Genomic DNA, 14995 nt, shown 5'->3' with positions numbered 1-14995 from the left:
GCGATCAGGCAGCGGTCAGGGTGCGACCGGCTGTCCCGTGAGGTGCTTGTAGGTGTAGGCCGAGCCCAGCAGGAACAGCGGCAGCGTGACGAGCAGGCCGACGCCGCAGGCGATCGCGCCGGCGCCGGCGACGAGGCCACCGACGATGTACCAGATGATGGCGGAGCCGAGGTTGTCCTTGACCAGGTTGACGCTCGCCTTGATCGCGTCCATCGGGGCGAGTCCCTTGTCCAGCACGAAGTGCAGGCTGTAGCTGGTGAAGAACGCGACCACGAGTCCCGGCAGGTAGCACAAGATGGTGCCGACGAAGGTCAGCCCGGCGATGATCAGGCTGGTGATGAGCACCGGCCCGATCTTGTCGAACTTGAACACCGTCGAGGTGAGGAAGGGCTTGCCCTCGGTGACGTCGAGCGAGGCACGGATCAGCCCGGCGCCGACGACCTGGGCCACGATCAGGATCAGGGCCGCCGAGAGCGCACCCACGATCAGGACCGCGAAGAAGCCGCTGCCGTCGTCATAGCTGTAGGCGCCCGTGTTGGGGTCGTAGGACGCTGTCGCCGACGAGAGCAGCAGCGACTGCAGGCCGATGCTGATGCCGACCATCACCGCGATCGCGACGAAGAGTGCGAGCGCGGCGATGATGATCTGCCCGACGTTGGCCTGGAACTTCGCCCACGACCAGCTGAGCGCCGAGCCCACGTCCCAGCCCGACCCGCCCTGCGGCGGTGCTCCGTAGCCGCCCGGAGGGGGCGCGCCATAGCCGCCCGGAGGCGGGGGCGGCGGTGCGCCGTAACCACCGGCAGGCGGTGGCGGGGGCGGCGGGGGAGTGCCGTCGCCGCCGTTGGGCGGCTGCTCGGGCGGCATGCCGCCCGGAGGTCCGTAGTTCGACATGGGGACTCCTTCGTGACGCCGCAGGACCGGGGTGGCGCGGGCTCGGCTCGAAACTAGCGTCTGCAAGGCCCCTCGGACAGTGGTGTTACGTACTGTTGTTCGACCGGCCCAAGATGGGTACATGGCATTCATGGGAAGAAGAGCACCGCGCCAGGACATCGACGAGTCGGACCTCGAGGTCGGGGGGAGCGCACACGCGGCGGCCGGCACGACCGCCGTGGCCGTGTCGATGAAGCGCTCGATCGAGCAGATGGGTGTGCGCCGGACGGCGCAGACGCTGCTCAAGCTCAACCAGGCCGACGGTTTCGACTGCCAGGGCTGTGCCTGGCCCGACCCCGACCCCTCGCACCGGCACACGGCCGAGTTCTGCGAGAACGGCGCCAAGGCGGTCACCGAGGAGGCGACGCTGCGCCGCGTCACGCCGGACTTCTTCGCCGAGCACTCCCTCGATGAGCTGGGTGGCAAGACCGACTACTGGCTCGGTCAGCAGGGCCGCATCACCGAGCCGATGGTGCTGCGCGAGGGCGCCACGCACTACGAGGCGATCTCCTGGGACGGCGCGTTCGAGCTGATCGGGCGTCAGCTCAACGACCTCGCCTCGCCGGACGAGGCGATCTTCTACACCTCGGGCAAGACCTCCAACGAGGCGGCGTTCGCCTACCAGCTGTTCGTCCGCGCCTTCGGCACCAACAACCTGCCGGACTGCTCCAACATGTGCCACGAGTCCACCTCGGTCGGGCTCGCCGAGGTGATCGGGATCGGCAAGGCGTCGGTGACCTTCGACGACGTCCACCACGCCGACCTCATCGTGATCGCCGGCCAGAACCCCGGCACCAACCACCCGCGCATGCTGACCGCGCTCGAGGAGGCCAAGGCCAACGGCGCCAAGGTCATCGCCATCAACCCGCTCAAGGAGGCGGGCCTGGTGCGCTTCAAGAACCCGCAGAACGTGCGAGGCGTCGTCGGCAACGGCACCGGGATGGCCGACCTGCACCTGGCGGTGCGGATCAACGGCGACCTGGCACTGCTCCAGGCGATCAGCTCGCTGCTGCTGGAGTGGGGCGCGCTGGACGGTGAGTTCATCGAGCGCCACACCTACGGCTTCGAGGACTACGCCGCTCATCTGCGTGAGCTCGACTGGGACGTCGTCCTCGCCTCGACCGGTCTCACTCGGGAGGAGATCGAGCAGGCGGCGCGGATGATCGCCGACTCCGAGAAGACGATCTACTGCTGGGCGATGGGCATCACGCAGCACAAGAACGGCGTGGCCACCGTCAAGGAGATCGCCAACCTCTCCTTCCTGCGCGGCGACATCGGCAAGCCCGGCGCTGGGCTCTTCCCGGTGCGCGGGCACTCCAACGTGCAGGGCGACCGCACGATGGGCATCTGGGAGCGGGCGCCGGAGCACTTCCTCGACGCGATCCGCGACGAGTTCGGCTTCGAGCCCCCACGCGAGCACGGCTACGACGCCGTCGCCGCCATCAAGGCCCTGCGCGACGGCAAGGCCAGGTTCTTCTTCGGCATGGGTGGCAACTTCGTCTCCGCGGCTCCGGACACGGCCGTGACGGAGGCCGCCTTCCGCAACGCCGACCTGACGGTGCACGTGTCGACCAAGCTCAACCGGTCGCACGTGGTGACGGGCAAGCAGGCGCTGATCCTGCCCGCGCTGGGTCGCAGCGAGAAGGACCTCACGGGTGGGGGCGCGCCGCAGCGGATCACGGTCGAGGACTCGCTCTGCTCGGTGCACTCCTCGGTCGGGCCGCTCAAGCCGGCGTCGCCGCACCTGAGGTCCGAGGTCGACATCATCTGCTCGATGGCCCAGGCCACGATCGGCGACCGCCACGGCATCCCGTGGTCGGCCTTCCGAGCCGACTACAGCGAGATCCGCCACCGCATCGCCCGCGTCGTCCCCGGCTGCGCGGCCTACGACGAGAAGGTCTCGCAGCCCGGCGGCTTCGTGCTGCCGCACCCGCCGCGCGACACCCGCACGTTCCCGACGGTCCAGGACCGGGCGATCTTCACCTGCACGCCCACCTCGGTGCTCCACGTGCCGGAGGGGCGGCTGCTGCTGCAGACCATGCGCTCCCACGACCAGTTCAACACCACGATCTACGGTCTCGACGACCGCTACCGCGGCATCAAGAACGGTCGCCGCGTGGTCTTCGTCAACCCCGACGACATCGTCTCCCTCGGCCTCGAGGAGGGTCAGATGGTCGACATCGTCAGCGAGTGGGAGGACGGCGTCGAGCGTCAGGCGCCGGCGTTCCGCGTGGTCTCCTACGACACCCCGCGCGGCTGCACCGGTGCCTACTACCCCGAGACCAACCCCCTGGTCCCGCTGGACTCCAAGGCCGACGGCAGCAACCAGCCGGCCTACAAGTCCGTCGTCGTCCGTCTCGAGCCGTGCGACGGCGGTCCCGAGGGGCCGACCGGCGCGACGGGCGCTGCCGCAGGATCCGGTGGGCGCGGCGACGAGGCCAAGCGCAGTCCCCAGCCCACGCACCTCGCCTGACCGGGCCTCCTCCTGGGGCAGGATGGGTGCGTGAGCAACCCGGAGCGTGACCCTGCCGAGGTGACCTGCGAGGCGGCCGTCGCGGCCGGCGTCGAGATCATGACGCCCCGCGACGTGCCGCTCGGCGGCCCCCGGGCCATGACCGTACGACGCACCCTGCCGCAGCGTGAGCGCTCGCTGATCGGCGCGTGGTGCTTCGTCGACCACTACGGGCCCGACGACGTGGGGGACACCGGCGGGATGGCCGTGACGCCCCACCCGCACACGGGGCTGCAGACGGTCAGCTGGCTCTTCACCGGCGAGATCGAGCACCGCGACAGCGCCGGCCACCATGCGATGGTGCGTCCGGGCGAGGTCAACCTGATGACGGCCGGCCACGGCATCAGCCACTCCGAGATGTCGACGCCCGCGACCACCACCCTGCACGGTGCCCAGCTCTGGGTGGCGCTGCCCGACGCGGCCCGCGACACCGCCCCCGCGTTCGCCCACCACGCGCCGGCACCGGTCACGGGCGACGGCTGGGAGGCCCGCGTGTTCCTCGGGTCCCTGCTCGGCGACACCTCGCCGGTCGAGACCGCGACCCCGTTGCTCGGCGCGGAGCTGCTGCTCGAGGCCCGCACCACCCTCGACCTCGCCGTCGACCCGTCGTACGAGCTGGGGCTGCTGGTCGACCACGGCGCCGTCGAGCTGGAGGGCACGCAGGCCCGGGCGCACGACCTGGTCTACGTCCCGCCCGGTCGCGACACCGTCCGGCTCCTCGCCGGCGACGAGCCGGTCCGAGCCCTGCTGCTGGGCGGTCCGCCGTTCGGCGAGTCGATCGTCATGTGGTGGAACTTCGTGGGCCGCACCCACGAGGAGATCGTGGGCTTCCGCGAGGAGTGGCAGGCGCAGGTCACCGACACCGGCCTCGTCGACGGCCGCTTCGGGGTGCCCGTCGGCGACGCCAACCCGCCGATCCCGGCACCGCCGATGCCGCACGTGCGGCTCAAGGAACGGCACTGATGGGCCCGGTGCTGGGCGAGGACGGGGTGCCGCGCTGTCCCTGGGCGGGCGGTCCCGGCGTGATGCGGGACTACCACGACACCGAGTGGGGTCGGCGCGTCAGCGGCGAGGCGGCCTACCTCGAGCGGCTGACCCTGGAGGCCTTCCAGTCGGGCCTGTCTTGGTCGACGATCCTCCACAAGCGCGAGGCGTTCCGCGAGGTCTTCCTCGGCTTCGACGCCGAGGCGATCGCCGAGTTCGACGAGGGTGACGTGGAGCGGCTCATGACCGAGGTCCGGATCGTGCGCAACCGTCGCAAGATCGAGGCGGCGATCACCAATGCCCGGGCGACGCAGGCGCTGCGCGACGACATCGGGCTCGAGGCGTTCGTGCTCGGCTTCGCGCCGGAGGTCCCCCCTGCTCCGGCGGACACCGACCAGCAGGCCACGACCTCCGCGGAGTCGCTGGCGCTGTCCAAGGCCCTGAAGAAGCGCGGCTTCGCGTTCGTCGGTCCGACGACGATGTATGCGCTCTGCGAGGCGATCGGGGTCTTCGACCCCCACCTGGTCGGCTGCCACCGCCGAGGCGTCGCTTGATCACCGGTCTGACCTGGCTCCTGGCCTGTCAGCTCGTCGGTGAGGTCCTGGTCCGGCTGCTCGACGTGCCGGTCCCCGGCCCGGTCGTCGGGATGCTGCTCCTCCTCGTGGTCCTGCGGGCCAGGAAGGTCGGCGACGACGCGGCCGTCGTACGAGCCGGGACGGCGCTGCTGCGCCATCTCCAGCTGCTCTTCATCCCGGCCGGGGTCGGGGTGGTCGCCTACGCCGGGGTCATCCGCGACCTGCTGCCGCTCGCCGTCGCGCTGGTGGGCTCCTGGCTGCTGGGCCTCGCCGTCGTCGGGTGGACCACGACCCTGCTGGAGCGCTGGCTGCCGGGGGAGCGGGCCCGGTGAGCGAGACCTGGGAGTGGCTGCGCACCTCGCCCGTCGCCATGCTGCTGCTGACCCTCCTGGCCTACCGCGTCGGCCGTCAGGTGCAGACCTGGACGGGAGGGCACGCCCTGGCCCAGCCGGTCCTCGTCGCGATCCTGCTGGTGGCGCCGGTCATCACGCTCCTCGACGTCGACTACGCCGACTACCGCCAGGGCGCCGAGCTCATCGCCTTCATGCTCGGCCCCGCCACGGTCGCCCTCGCGATCCCGCTCCACCGCCAGGCCCACCGCCTGCGCGGCTTCGTGGTCCCGATGCTGGTCGCCGTGCTGCTGGGGGCTGCGGTGTCGATCACGAGTGCCGTGCTGCTGGTGCAGGCCCTCGGCGGCAGCGAGCTTCTCGCCCGTACGACGGCACCCAAGGCCGCCACGGCCCCCGTGGCCATCGCGCTGGCCGAGGCCGGCGGCGGCATCCCGGCCCTCGCGGCCGTGCTGGCGATCCTCGCCGGGATCCTCGGCGCCGTGGCCGGTCCGGCCGTGCTCACGCTGCTCCGGGTGCGCGACCACCGGGCGCGGGGGCTCGCCCAGGGGGCGGTCTCCCACGGCATCGGCGCCTCCCGGATGCTCACCGACCACGAGACCGAGGGCGCCTTCGCGGGGCTCTCCATGGGGCTGACGGCACTGGCGATGAGCCTCCTGCTCCCAGTGCTGCTGGCCGTCCTGCTCTGAGGGTCCGCCGATCCGGACAACCCTCGAGCAGCGTGCTGGCGCCGGTACCTTGAGGCCCATGAACCGCGTCCACGCCTTCTCCGACGACGCCCTGGGGGAGCACGACGCCGTCGGGCTCGTCGAGGCCCTCCACGCGGGGGAGGTGTCCGTCCCCGAGGTCGTCGAGGCGGCGATCTCCCGGGTCGAGCGGGTCGACCCCGACCTCAACGCCGTCGCCTACCGCGCCTTCGAGCGCGCCCGCCTGGAGGCCAAGGACCCCCGCGCCGGCTTCTTCTCCGGGGTGCCGACGCTGATCAAGGACAACGTGGCCGTCGAGGGGATGCCGACCCAGGACGGCACCGACTCCTACGTCGGGCGGACCCAGCCGCGTGACGGCGACTTCGCCCGGATGTACCGCGCGACCGGCCTGGTCCTCCTGGGCAAGACGCAGCTGTCCGAGTACGGCTTCTCCGGGGCGGCCGAGCACCCCCGCCTCGGCACGGTGCGCTCCCCGTGGTCCACCGACCACGTCGCGGGCGCCTCGTCGGCAGGGTCGGCCGCCCTCGTCGCGGCGGGTGCCGTCCCGCTCGCGCACGCCAACGACGGCGGGGGCTCCATCCGCATCCCGGCGGCCGTCAACGGGCTGGTCGGCCTCAAGCCCACGAGGAACCGGACCGCGCAGGACAAGATGATGCGGGACATGCCGATCCGGATCGTCTCCGACGGTGTCGTGACCCGCTCGGTGCGCGACACCGCGGCGTTCTTCCGCGAGTCCGAGAAGGTCTACCGGGCCCTGGAGATGCCGCCGATCGGCGACATCCGCCGGCCCGGCAAGCGCCGTCTGCGGGTGGCCCTCAACACCGCCGGCATGGGGGTGGCCGCGAGCCCCGAGGTGGCCGCGCTGACCGAGCAGGTGGCGGCCTCCCTGGAGGCCCTGGGGCACCGCGTCGAGCCCGTCGAGGCGCTGATGGTGCCCGACTCCTTCCGCGAGGACTTCCTGCTCTACTGGTCGATGCTGGCGATGTTCCTCGTGCGCACCGGGCGTCGCCGTCACGGGCGCAGCTGGGCGCCGCACAACCTCGACAACCTGACCCTCGGGCTCGACCGGCACTGTCGTCGCAACCTGCACCGACTGCCCGGCACCATCCGCCGGCTCAAGGCCACCCAGCAGCTCTCGGCGGCGTTCCACCAGCGCCACGACGTCGTCCTCACGCCCACGTTGGCGACCCGGACGCCCGAGGTCGGGCACCTCGACCCGACCCGCGACTACGACACGATCATGGACCGGCTGATGGCCTGGGTGGCCTTCACGCCGCTGCAGAACGTCACGGGTGACCCCGCGATCTCGCTGCCGCTGGCGACCACCGCCGAGGGTCTCCCCCAGGGGATGATGTTCGGCGCCGGAGCGGGCCGTGAGGCGACGCTGCTCGAGCTCGGCTACGAGCTGGAGGAGGCCTTCCCCTGGGCCCGGATCCAGGACTGACCTGGTCCCCCAGGACCGCTGCGAAGGGCACCCAGGGGGCCGATTTCTCCCCTGGCAGGACCTCTTGTACAGTTCTCCGTCGTTGCCCCTTTAGCTCAGTCGGCAGAGCGTCTCCATGGTAAGGAGAAGGTCTACGGTTCGATTCCGTAAAGGGGCTCTGGGTCCAGGGCTCCACCAGAGCTCGCCCCACCCCATGGCGGGGTAGCTCAGGTGGTTAGAGCACACGACTCATAATCGTGGTGTCGCGGGTTCGAGTCCCGCCCTCGCTACGCACAACATCTGCACTTCGACGAAGGACTTCCCGTGGCCAGCAAGAGCTCCGATGTTCGCCCCAAGATCACGCTCGCGTGCGTGGACTGCAAGGAGCGCAACTACATCACCAAGAAGAACCGTCGCAACGACCCCGACCGCCTCGAGCTGGCGAAGTTCTGCCCGCGCTGCCGCACCCACAAGGCGCACCGCGAGACTCGCTGACGTCGCTGCACCCGCCGGCTCAGCTCGCTGAGCCGGTGTGACCCGACCCGCCACACCACGTGTGGCGGGTTCGTGCGTTTTCCGGGTGGCTGTGGTCTCGCGGCCGGGCCGCACTAGGTTGGAGCCATGCCAGTCGACCCCTCACTCGTCGGGCGCACCTTTCCCCCGACACCGCCGCGCGCCGTGACGCAGGAGCAGGTCCGCGACTTCGTCCTCGCCACCGGCGCCACGTCCTACGACGGCGGCCCCGCCCCCGCGACGTACCCCATCGTGCTGGCCTTCGACGCGATGAACGCGTTCCTCGAGGCCGAGCAGGTCGACCTGTTCCGCATCGTCCACGGTGAGCAGAAGTTCGCCTACGAGCGCCCGGTCGTGCCTGGTGACGTCCTGTCGGCCACGCTCACGGTCGCGAGCCTGCGCCAGATCGCCGGCAACGACATCATCGGCACCACCAGCGTCGTGACCGACGAGGCCGGCGACGTCGTCTGCTCGACCAGCGCCACCCTCGTGCACCGGGGGGCGGCATCGTGAGCCTCGCGACCCGCACCTTCACCATCACCCGCGCCGACCTGGTCCGCTACGCCGCGGCCAGCGGCGACCACAACCCGATCCACCAGGACGAGGCGGTCGCCACCAGCGTCGGGCTGCCCGGTGTCATCGCCCACGGGATGTACACCATGGCGCTCGCCGCCCGGGCCGTCGACGAGTGGTTCCCCGGCGCCGAGGTCGTCACGTTCGGCTGCAAGTTCACCAACCCGGTCGTCGTCCCCGCCGAGGGTGGGGTCGACATCGAGGTCGCCGGCGAGGTCAAGGGCTCCGACGACGGGCTGACCACGGTCGCGCTGACCGTCACGTGCGAGGGCCAGAAGGTGCTCGGCATGCCCAGGGCCGTCGTCCGTGCCTGAGTCCGTCCTGCTCGCCGACCACACCACGCTCCACCTCGGCGGCCCCGCACGGCACTTCGTCGTCGCGGGCACCGAGGCAGAGCTGGTCGACGCCGTACGACGGGCCGACGAGGCCGGCGAGCCCCTCCTGGTCCTCGGGGGTGGCAGCAACCTGGTCGTGGCGGATGCCGGCTTCGACGGCACGGTCGTGCAGGTCGCCACGACGGGCGTGGTCCCGGACGTGGAGGGCGACGACGCCTCGTGCGGCGGGGTGCTCGTGGCCGTGGCCGCGGGGGAGTCCTGGGACGACCTCGTGGCCACCGCCGTCGAGCGCGACTGGGTCGGCATCGAGGCGCTGTCGGGCATCCCCGGGTCGGTCGGCGCCACCCCGATCCAGAACGTCGGGGCCTACGGCCAGGAGGTCGCGCAGACCATCGCCTCCGTGCGGGTGTGGGACCGCACGGAGCGGGCCGTGCGCACCTTCGCCAACGCCGACTGCGACTTCGCCTACCGGCACTCCCGCTTCAAGGCCGCCCCCGGCCGCCACGTCGTGCTCAGCGTGACGTTCCAGCTCGCCCAGGGCTCGCTGGGGGCTCCGGTGGGCTACGCCGAGCTCGCCCGCACGCTCGGCGTCGAGCCCGGCCGGCGGGCCCCGCTGGCCGCCGTGCGCGACGCGGTCCTGGGCCTGCGTCGCGGCAAGGGCATGGTGCTCGACGAGGCCGACCACGACACGTGGAGCGCCGGGTCCTTCTTCACCAACCCGGTCGTCGCGGCCGGGGCCGTGCCCGACGGGGCCCCCGCGTGGCCCGTGGACGACGGGGTCAAGACGAGTGCCGCCTGGCTGATCGAGCGGGCCGGCTTCGGCAAGGGCCATGCACGCGGCGCCGCCGCCGTCTCCGGCAAGCACACGCTGGCGCTCACCAACCGGGGCGGCGCCACGACCGAGGAGCTGCTGGCCCTCGCCCGGGAGGTCCGCGACGGGGTCGAGGAGCGCTTCGGCATCCGGCTGGTCAACGAGCCGGTGCTGCTCGGGTGCACGCTCTGACGCGGTCGGTCAGTACATCCCCTGGTCGTAGGTCCCGTCCCAGTCGGTGGAGACGACGAAGACCACGACCACGATGACCAGGAGCACGGCCAGCACGGTCGCGACGATGCCGGTCACCAGGCCTGCGACGGCCTGACCGCGGTTGCCGAAGCGGCCGGGCTCGCGGTCGATCTCCCGCTTGGCCTTGACGCCCGTCCAGATCGCGAAGGGGCCGGTGAGCATGCCCGGGAGGGTGATGCAGCAGAAGGGCGTCGCGAGGATCGACACCACCGCGATGATGCCCAGGATCATCGAGGTCGTCGCCGTGCTGTTCTTCTGCTGGGCGAACCCGTAGCCCGGCACGCCGTAGCCGGGGGCGCCGTACGGCTGCTGTCCGTAGGGCTGGCCGTAGCCCGGCGCGGCATAGGGCTGGCCGTAGGGCTGCTGGCCGTAGGTCGGCGGCGGGCCGTAGGGGTTCGGCGGCGGCACGTCGGGGCCGCCGGGTCCCGGGGTCGTCGCACCCGGCTCGTAGGTCGGCCATGGGGGAGTCGCGTCGCCCGACCCCTCGCCGTAAGGCTGGTGGGTGAACGGCTGCGTCTCGTCGGGCTCGGAGGGCCCCTGCGTGGTCACGGGGAGGATCTTCCCAGGTGGCCTCCGGGACAAACGGAGGCCGGGCGATCCCTACGCCGGGTCCGTCGGGCCCGCCGCCAGCCAGGCGTCGACGTCGGCCAGCGCAGCCGCGAGCACGTCCGACGGGGCGCAGGAGGCCCGCAGCGACATCCTGCCGAGCTCGGCCAGGGCGGCGTCGTCGAGCTCGTGGGCCGCCCGCATCGTGGCGTACTGCGCGGCCAGCTGGGACCCGAAGAGCAGCGGGTCGTCGGCACCGAGCGCGACGGTGGCACCCGCGGCCATGAGCGTGGGCAGCGGCACCGAGGTGAGGTCGGAGTAGACCCCGAGCGCGACGTTGGAGACCGGGCAGACCTCCAGGGCGACACCAGCCTCAACGATCCGCTCCAGCAGCGCCGGGTCCTCGGCCGCACGCACCCCGTGGCCCAGGCGTCCCGCGTGCAGCGCGTCCAGGCAGGTGCGGATGCTGTCGGGACCGAGCAGCTCTCCGCCGTGGGGGGCCAGCAGCAGCCCGGCTCGCTCGGCGATCGCGAAGGCGCCGCCGAAGTCGGCCGTCGAGCCACGCCGCTCGTCGTTGGAGAGCCCGAAGCCGACCACGCCGCGTCCGGCGTACTGCGCCGCGAGGCGGGCCAGCGTGCGCGCGTCCAGCGGGTGCCGGGTGCGGTTGGCCGCGATCACGACCGCCATGCCGAGGCCGGTCGCCCGCGAGGCGTCGCGCACCGCGTCGAGCACCAGGTCGGTGAAGGCCGTGATGCCACCGAAGCGGGCTGCGTAGCCGCTCGGGTCGACCTGGATCTCCAACCACCGCCCGCCGTCGCGGACGTCGTCCTCGGCCGCCTCCAGCACCAGTCGTCGTACGTCGGACTCCGTGCGCAGCACGGAGCGCGCGACGTCGTAGAGTCGCTGGAAGCGGAACCAGCCCTTCTCGTCGGTGGCACGCAGCTGGGGCGGCCACTCCGAGACGAGCGAGTCGGGCAGGACGACGCCGTCGCGCTCCGCGAGCTCGAGGAGCGTCTGGTGACGCATCGAGCCGGTGAAATGCAGGTGCAGGTGGGCCTTCGGGAGGGTCCGGAGGTCCCGTGGCTCGCTCAGGAGAAGAGCTTCTGCAGGCGCGTGATGCCCTCGACGATGTCGTCGTCGCCGAGGGCGTAGGAGAGCCGCAGGTAGCCGGGGGAGCCGAAGGCCTCGCCGGGCACGACCGCGACCTCGCTGGCGTCGAGGATGTAGTCGGCCAGGTCGGCCGACGTCTCGATCAGGCGTCCGCCGTGCTCCTTGCCGAGCAGTCCCTTGACCGACGGGTAGGCGTAGAACGCACCGCCGGGCATCGGGCACAGCACGCCGTCGATCTCGTTGAGCATCGACACGATCGTCTTGCGGCGACGGTCGAAGGCCACCTTCATCTCGTCCACGGCCGAGAGGTCGCCCTCCAGGGCGGCGATCGCGGCGCGCTGGGAGACGTTGGCGACGTTGGACGTCGCGTGCGACTGCAGGTTGGTGGCGGCCTTGACCAGGTCGACCGGACCGACCATCCAGCCGACGCGCCAGCCGGTCATCGCGTAGGTCTTGGCGACGCCGTTGACGATGACGCAGTTGTCCACCAGGTCGGGGCACAGCACGGGCATCGACCCGGTGTCGGCGTCGTCGTAGACGAGGTGCTCGTAGATCTCGTCGGTCAGCACCCACAGGTCGTGGTCCTCGACCCACTGCCCGATCGCGCGGATCTCGTCGGCGGAGTAGATCGCGCCGGTGGGGTTGGACGGCGACACGAAGAGCAGCACCTTGGTGCGGTCGGTGCGCGCGGCCTCGAGCTGCTCGACGGTGACCTTGTAGTCCTGGGTCTCGTCGGCGAGGACCTCGACGGCGACACCGCCGGCGAGCTGGATGGCCTCGGGGTAGGTGGTCCAGTAGGGCGCCGGGACGATGACCTCGTCGCCGGGGTCGATCATCGCGGCGAAGGCGGCGTAGATCGCCTGCTTGCCGCCGTTGGTGACCAGGACCTGGTTGGCGGTGATCTCGAGGCCGCTGTCGCGCCTGGTCTTCTCGACGATGGCCTTCTTGAGCTCGGGCAGACCGCCGGCCGGGGTGTAGCGGTGGTTCTTGGGCTCGCGGCAGGCGTCGACGGCCGCCTCGACGATGTAGTCGGGGGTGGGGAAGTCCGGCTCGCCGGCGCCGAAGCCGATCACGGGCCGTCCCTCGGCCTTGAGCGCCTTGGCCTTCGCGTCGACCTTCAGCGTCGCCGACTCGGCGATCGCGCCGATGCGGCGGGAGACCCGGCGATCACGCGGGTTGCCCGTGGCGGTGGGGGTGGTGGGGGCTGAGGAGACGTCAGACATGGGTGTCATCGTAGAGGCGTTTGGACGCGGGCTCCGACTTGCCCGTAGACTCCAGTTTGGTGGTTTCCCCAAGGCTTTGGCGCGCCCGGACCCCGGGAGCGGACAGGCGGGGTTGACCGCGGAGGGCACTAGCTCAACTGGCAGAGCATCGGTCTCCAAAACCGAAGGTTGGGGGTTCAAGTCCCTCGTGCCCTGCGAACAGCGTGGACGCAGGATCAGCAGGATCAGCAGGACCTCCGGGCCGCACGGCCTGGTCGGACGAAGGAAGAGGTGAGGGTGTGTCGGACAGCAAGGCAGTCGGGGGTCCCCGCGACAGCAAGGCCGAGAAGCGCACCAGCATCCCGACGTTCTACCGCCAGGTCGTGGCCGAGCTGCGCAAGGTCGTCTACCCGACCCAGGAGCAGCTGGTCACGTACTTCTTCGTGGTCATGGTGTTCGTGATCTTCATGATGGCGCTCGTCTCGGCCCTCGACCTCGGACTCGGCAAGCTCGCCTTCGCCGTGTTCACGGGCGGGTCCGACCTCTGAGCAGGTCCGGCGCGCATCCGCGCCGGGACCACGCACTACGGGCCCCCGGGCCAACCAACGCAAGGTGATGGAGCAACACGTGTCGGAGCAGTACGAGTCGGTCGAGACCGAGGGCACCCCGGAGGAGGACCTCCTGGACGCCGTCCCCGAGGACGCGCCTGAGGGCACCGCCCCGCAGGACGTCGCGACGGACGACGACGCCGTCGACGCCGAGCTGTCCGACGAGCCCGTCGCGGACGAGGTCGCTGCGGTCGAGGAGGTCCTCGACGACGCCGTCGCCGAGACCGTCGAGGCCGGCGTCGACATCGAGGACGCCGCCGTGGAGTCCGACGACGAGGACGCCGTCGAGGCGGCCGAGGACGCCGAGGCGGACGCCGCCGAGGAGGAGGACCGCGACCCGCTCGAGGTCTTCCGCGACGAGCTGTGGGCCAAGCCCGGCGACTGGTACGTCGTGCACACCTACTCCGGCATGGAGAACAGGGTGAAGTCCAACCTCGAGAACCGGATCATCTCCTTGAACATGGAGGAGTACATCCACGAGATCGTCGTCCCCATCGAGGACGTCGTCGAGATCAAGAACGGCCAGCGCCGCACCCGCACCAAGCCGGCCCTCCCGGGCTACGTCCTGGTCCGCATGGACCTCACCGACGAGTCCTGGTCGACCGTGCGTCACACGCCGTCGGTCACCGGCTTCGTGGGCCACAGCCACCAGCCCGTGCCGCTGAGCATGGCCGAGGTCGAGAACATGCTGGCCCCGTCCGTGATCGCCAAGGCCGAGGCCGAGGCCGTCGCCGCCGGCACGCCCGTCAAGGGCGGCGCGACCACCGCCAAGAAGACGATCGAGGTCGCCGACTTCGACATCTCCGACTCGGTGATGGTCGTCGACGGTCCGTTCGCCACGCTGCACGCGACGATCACCGAGATCAACGCCGAGGCGCAGAGGGTCAAGGCCCTCGTCGAGATCTTCGGCCGGGAGACCCCGGTCGAGCTGAGCTTCAGCCAGATCCAGAAGGTCTGAGCTCACCCGCACCACCGCACGACCTGCAACACCCAGGTGGCAGATGTCTGCTCGGCGCGCCGGGCACGACCTCGAGATGACCACGAAGACGCAAGCACAAAGGATCCATTGAAATGCCTCCCAAGAAGAAGATCGCCGCACTGGTCAAGGTGCAGCTCCAGGCCGGCGCCGCGACCCCGGCCCCGCCCGTCGGAACGGCCCTCGGCCCCCACGGCGTCAACATCATGGACTTCTGCAAGGCCTACAACGCCCAGACCGAGTCCATGCGCGGCAACGTCATCCCCGTCGAGATCACCATCTACGAGGACCGCTCCTTCACCTTCATCACCAAGACCCCGCCGGCCGCCGAGCTCATCAAGAAGGCTGCCGGTCTGCAGAAGGGCTCCGGTGTCCCGCACAAGGAGAAGGTCGGCAAGCTGACCAAGGACCAGATCCGCGAGATCGCCGCGACCAAGCTGCCCGACCTCAACGCCAACGACATCGATGCCGCGATGAAGATCGTCGAGGGCACTGCTCGTTCCATGGGCGTCACGACCGACTGACGTCACTGCGGTCGCACTCGCGACCGCATCCCAGCACCACAGCACCTGTGGCAGGGCCGCGCTGGCC

The 14995-nt window shown here is 71.0% G+C and carries 17 protein-coding genes and 3 tRNA genes; 16 read left to right on the top strand and 4 right to left on the bottom strand.

Going from position 1 to position 14995, the window contains the following annotated elements; genetic code table 11:
• Positions 1 to 15 precede the first annotated feature (15 nt).
• Positions 16 to 891 carry a hypothetical protein gene (locus AAG827_RS01445; protein ID WP_341923990.1) on the bottom strand — a complete coding sequence of 292 codons (876 nt, stop codon included), beginning with the start codon at positions 889 to 891 and terminating at the stop codon, positions 16 to 18.
• A 121-nt stretch (positions 892 to 1012) separates the two neighbouring features.
• On the opposite strand from AAG827_RS01445, the gene AAG827_RS01440 reads away from it, so the two are divergent.
• The 12 genes from AAG827_RS01440 to AAG827_RS01385 all read left to right on the top strand — a co-directional run bounded on the left by AAG827_RS01440 (position 1013) and on the right by AAG827_RS01385 (position 9902).
• Positions 1013 to 3403, top strand: coding sequence for an FdhF/YdeP family oxidoreductase (locus AAG827_RS01440; RefSeq protein WP_341923988.1), 2391 nt, complete (start codon positions 1013 to 1015; stop codon positions 3401 to 3403).
• Between the two features lie 30 nt (positions 3404 to 3433).
• Positions 3434 to 4405: a pirin family protein gene (locus AAG827_RS01435; protein ID WP_341923987.1), complete on the top strand. Its 972-nt coding sequence runs from the start codon at positions 3434 to 3436 to the stop codon at positions 4403 to 4405.
• Entirely contained in the window at positions 4405 to 4980 is a 576-nt protein-coding gene (locus AAG827_RS01430; RefSeq protein WP_341923986.1) for a DNA-3-methyladenine glycosylase I, read from the top strand. The genes AAG827_RS01435 and AAG827_RS01430 overlap by 1 nt, the downstream gene beginning before the upstream one ends.
• Positions 4977 to 5333 (top strand): CidA/LrgA family protein, encoded by a 357-nt coding sequence (locus AAG827_RS01425; RefSeq protein ID WP_341923985.1) that lies wholly within the window; start codon positions 4977 to 4979, stop codon positions 5331 to 5333. The genes AAG827_RS01430 and AAG827_RS01425 overlap by 4 nt, the downstream gene beginning before the upstream one ends.
• Entirely contained in the window at positions 5330 to 6037 is a 708-nt protein-coding gene (locus AAG827_RS01420; RefSeq protein WP_341923984.1) for an LrgB family protein, read from the top strand. The genes AAG827_RS01425 and AAG827_RS01420 overlap by 4 nt, the downstream gene beginning before the upstream one ends.
• Positions 6038 to 6095: 58 nt before the next feature.
• A complete protein-coding gene (locus AAG827_RS01415; RefSeq protein WP_341923983.1) occupies positions 6096 to 7499 on the top strand; it encodes an amidase in 1404 nt (467 codons plus the stop codon).
• An 84-nt stretch (positions 7500 to 7583) separates the two neighbouring features.
• Positions 7584 to 7656, top strand: a tRNA-Thr gene (locus AAG827_RS01410).
• 38 nt (positions 7657 to 7694) lie between these two features.
• Positions 7695 to 7768: transfer RNA gene (locus AAG827_RS01405), tRNA-Met, on the top strand.
• Positions 7769 to 7802: 34 nt separating this feature from the next.
• Positions 7803 to 7973 (top strand): 50S ribosomal protein L33, encoded by a 171-nt coding sequence (gene rpmG / locus AAG827_RS01400; RefSeq protein WP_170259177.1) that lies wholly within the window; start codon positions 7803 to 7805, stop codon positions 7971 to 7973.
• 126 nt (positions 7974 to 8099) lie between these two features.
• Entirely contained in the window at positions 8100 to 8504 is a 405-nt protein-coding gene (locus AAG827_RS01395; protein WP_341923982.1) for a MaoC family dehydratase N-terminal domain-containing protein, read from the top strand.
• The gene (locus tag AAG827_RS01390; protein ID WP_341923981.1) at positions 8501 to 8878 is read left to right on the top strand and encodes a MaoC/PaaZ C-terminal domain-containing protein; all 378 of its coding nucleotides are present in this window, start codon (positions 8501 to 8503) and stop codon (positions 8876 to 8878) included. The genes AAG827_RS01395 and AAG827_RS01390 overlap by 4 nt, the downstream gene beginning before the upstream one ends.
• Positions 8871 to 9902: a UDP-N-acetylmuramate dehydrogenase gene (locus AAG827_RS01385; RefSeq protein WP_341923980.1), complete on the top strand. Its 1032-nt coding sequence runs from the start codon at positions 8871 to 8873 to the stop codon at positions 9900 to 9902. The genes AAG827_RS01390 and AAG827_RS01385 overlap by 8 nt, the downstream gene beginning before the upstream one ends.
• A gap of 9 nt (positions 9903 to 9911) precedes the next feature.
• On the opposite strand, the gene AAG827_RS01380 is transcribed toward AAG827_RS01385, so the two are convergent.
• From AAG827_RS01380 to AAG827_RS01370, 3 genes are read right to left on the bottom strand one after another with little or no spacing between them, the layout of a single operon-like run.
• Positions 9912 to 10511, bottom strand: a complete 600-nt coding sequence (locus AAG827_RS01380) for a DUF4190 domain-containing protein (RefSeq protein ID WP_341923979.1) — start codon at positions 10509 to 10511, stop codon at positions 9912 to 9914.
• A gap of 51 nt (positions 10512 to 10562) precedes the next feature.
• Positions 10563 to 11600 carry an adenosine deaminase gene (locus tag AAG827_RS01375; RefSeq protein ID WP_341924039.1) on the bottom strand — a complete coding sequence of 346 codons (1038 nt, stop codon included), beginning with the start codon at positions 11598 to 11600 and terminating at the stop codon, positions 10563 to 10565.
• Positions 11597 to 12841, bottom strand: a complete 1245-nt coding sequence (locus tag AAG827_RS01370; protein ID WP_341923978.1) for a pyridoxal phosphate-dependent aminotransferase — start codon at positions 12839 to 12841, stop codon at positions 11597 to 11599. The genes AAG827_RS01375 and AAG827_RS01370 overlap by 4 nt, the downstream gene beginning before the upstream one ends.
• A 122-nt stretch (positions 12842 to 12963) precedes the next feature.
• On the opposite strand from AAG827_RS01370, the gene AAG827_RS01365 reads away from it, so the two are divergent.
• The 4 genes from AAG827_RS01365 (at position 12964) to rplK (ending at position 14928) form a co-directional block, all read left to right on the top strand.
• A tRNA-Trp gene (locus AAG827_RS01365) sits at positions 12964 to 13036 on the top strand.
• Positions 13037 to 13119: 83 nt separating this feature from the next.
• Positions 13120 to 13368, top strand: coding sequence for a preprotein translocase subunit SecE (gene secE / locus AAG827_RS01360; protein WP_091113308.1), 249 nt, complete (start codon positions 13120 to 13122; stop codon positions 13366 to 13368).
• A gap of 79 nt (positions 13369 to 13447) precedes the next feature.
• On the top strand, positions 13448 to 14386 hold the full coding sequence (gene nusG, locus AAG827_RS01355; RefSeq protein WP_341923977.1) for a transcription termination/antitermination protein NusG: 939 nt from the start codon (positions 13448 to 13450) through the stop codon (positions 14384 to 14386).
• A 113-nt stretch (positions 14387 to 14499) separates the two neighbouring features.
• Positions 14500 to 14928, top strand: a complete 429-nt coding sequence (gene rplK / locus AAG827_RS01350) for a 50S ribosomal protein L11 (protein WP_309649493.1) — start codon at positions 14500 to 14502, stop codon at positions 14926 to 14928.
• Positions 14929 to 14995: the final 67 nt, after the last annotated feature.

The organism is Nocardioides psychrotolerans, assembly GCF_943371775.1.
Taxonomy (GTDB): Bacteria; Actinomycetota; Actinomycetes; order Propionibacteriales; family Nocardioidaceae; genus Nocardioides; species Nocardioides psychrotolerans_A.
This window is presented reverse-complemented; position numbering and strand designations above follow the sequence as displayed.

Excerpts from the sequence above, each read along its gene's own strand:
- rplK (WP_309649493.1), top strand. The coding sequence starts at position 14,500 with ATGCCTCCCAAGAAGAAGATCGCCGCACTGGTCAAGGTGCAGCTCCAG.
- AAG827_RS01430 (WP_341923986.1), top strand. The coding sequence starts at position 4,405 with ATGGGCCCGGTGCTGGGCGAGGACGGGGTGCCGCGCTGTCCCTGGGCG.
- AAG827_RS01370 (WP_341923978.1), bottom strand. The coding sequence starts at position 12,841 with ATGTCTGACGTCTCCTCAGCCCCCACCACCCCCACCGCCACGGGCAAC.
- AAG827_RS01440 (WP_341923988.1), top strand. The coding sequence starts at position 1,013 with ATGGCATTCATGGGAAGAAGAGCACCGCGCCAGGACATCGACGAGTCG.
- AAG827_RS01395 (WP_341923982.1), top strand. The coding sequence starts at position 8,100 with ATGCCAGTCGACCCCTCACTCGTCGGGCGCACCTTTCCCCCGACACCG.
- AAG827_RS01415 (WP_341923983.1), top strand. The coding sequence starts at position 6,096 with ATGAACCGCGTCCACGCCTTCTCCGACGACGCCCTGGGGGAGCACGAC.
- AAG827_RS01445 (WP_341923990.1), bottom strand. The coding sequence starts at position 891 with ATGTCGAACTACGGACCTCCGGGCGGCATGCCGCCCGAGCAGCCGCCC.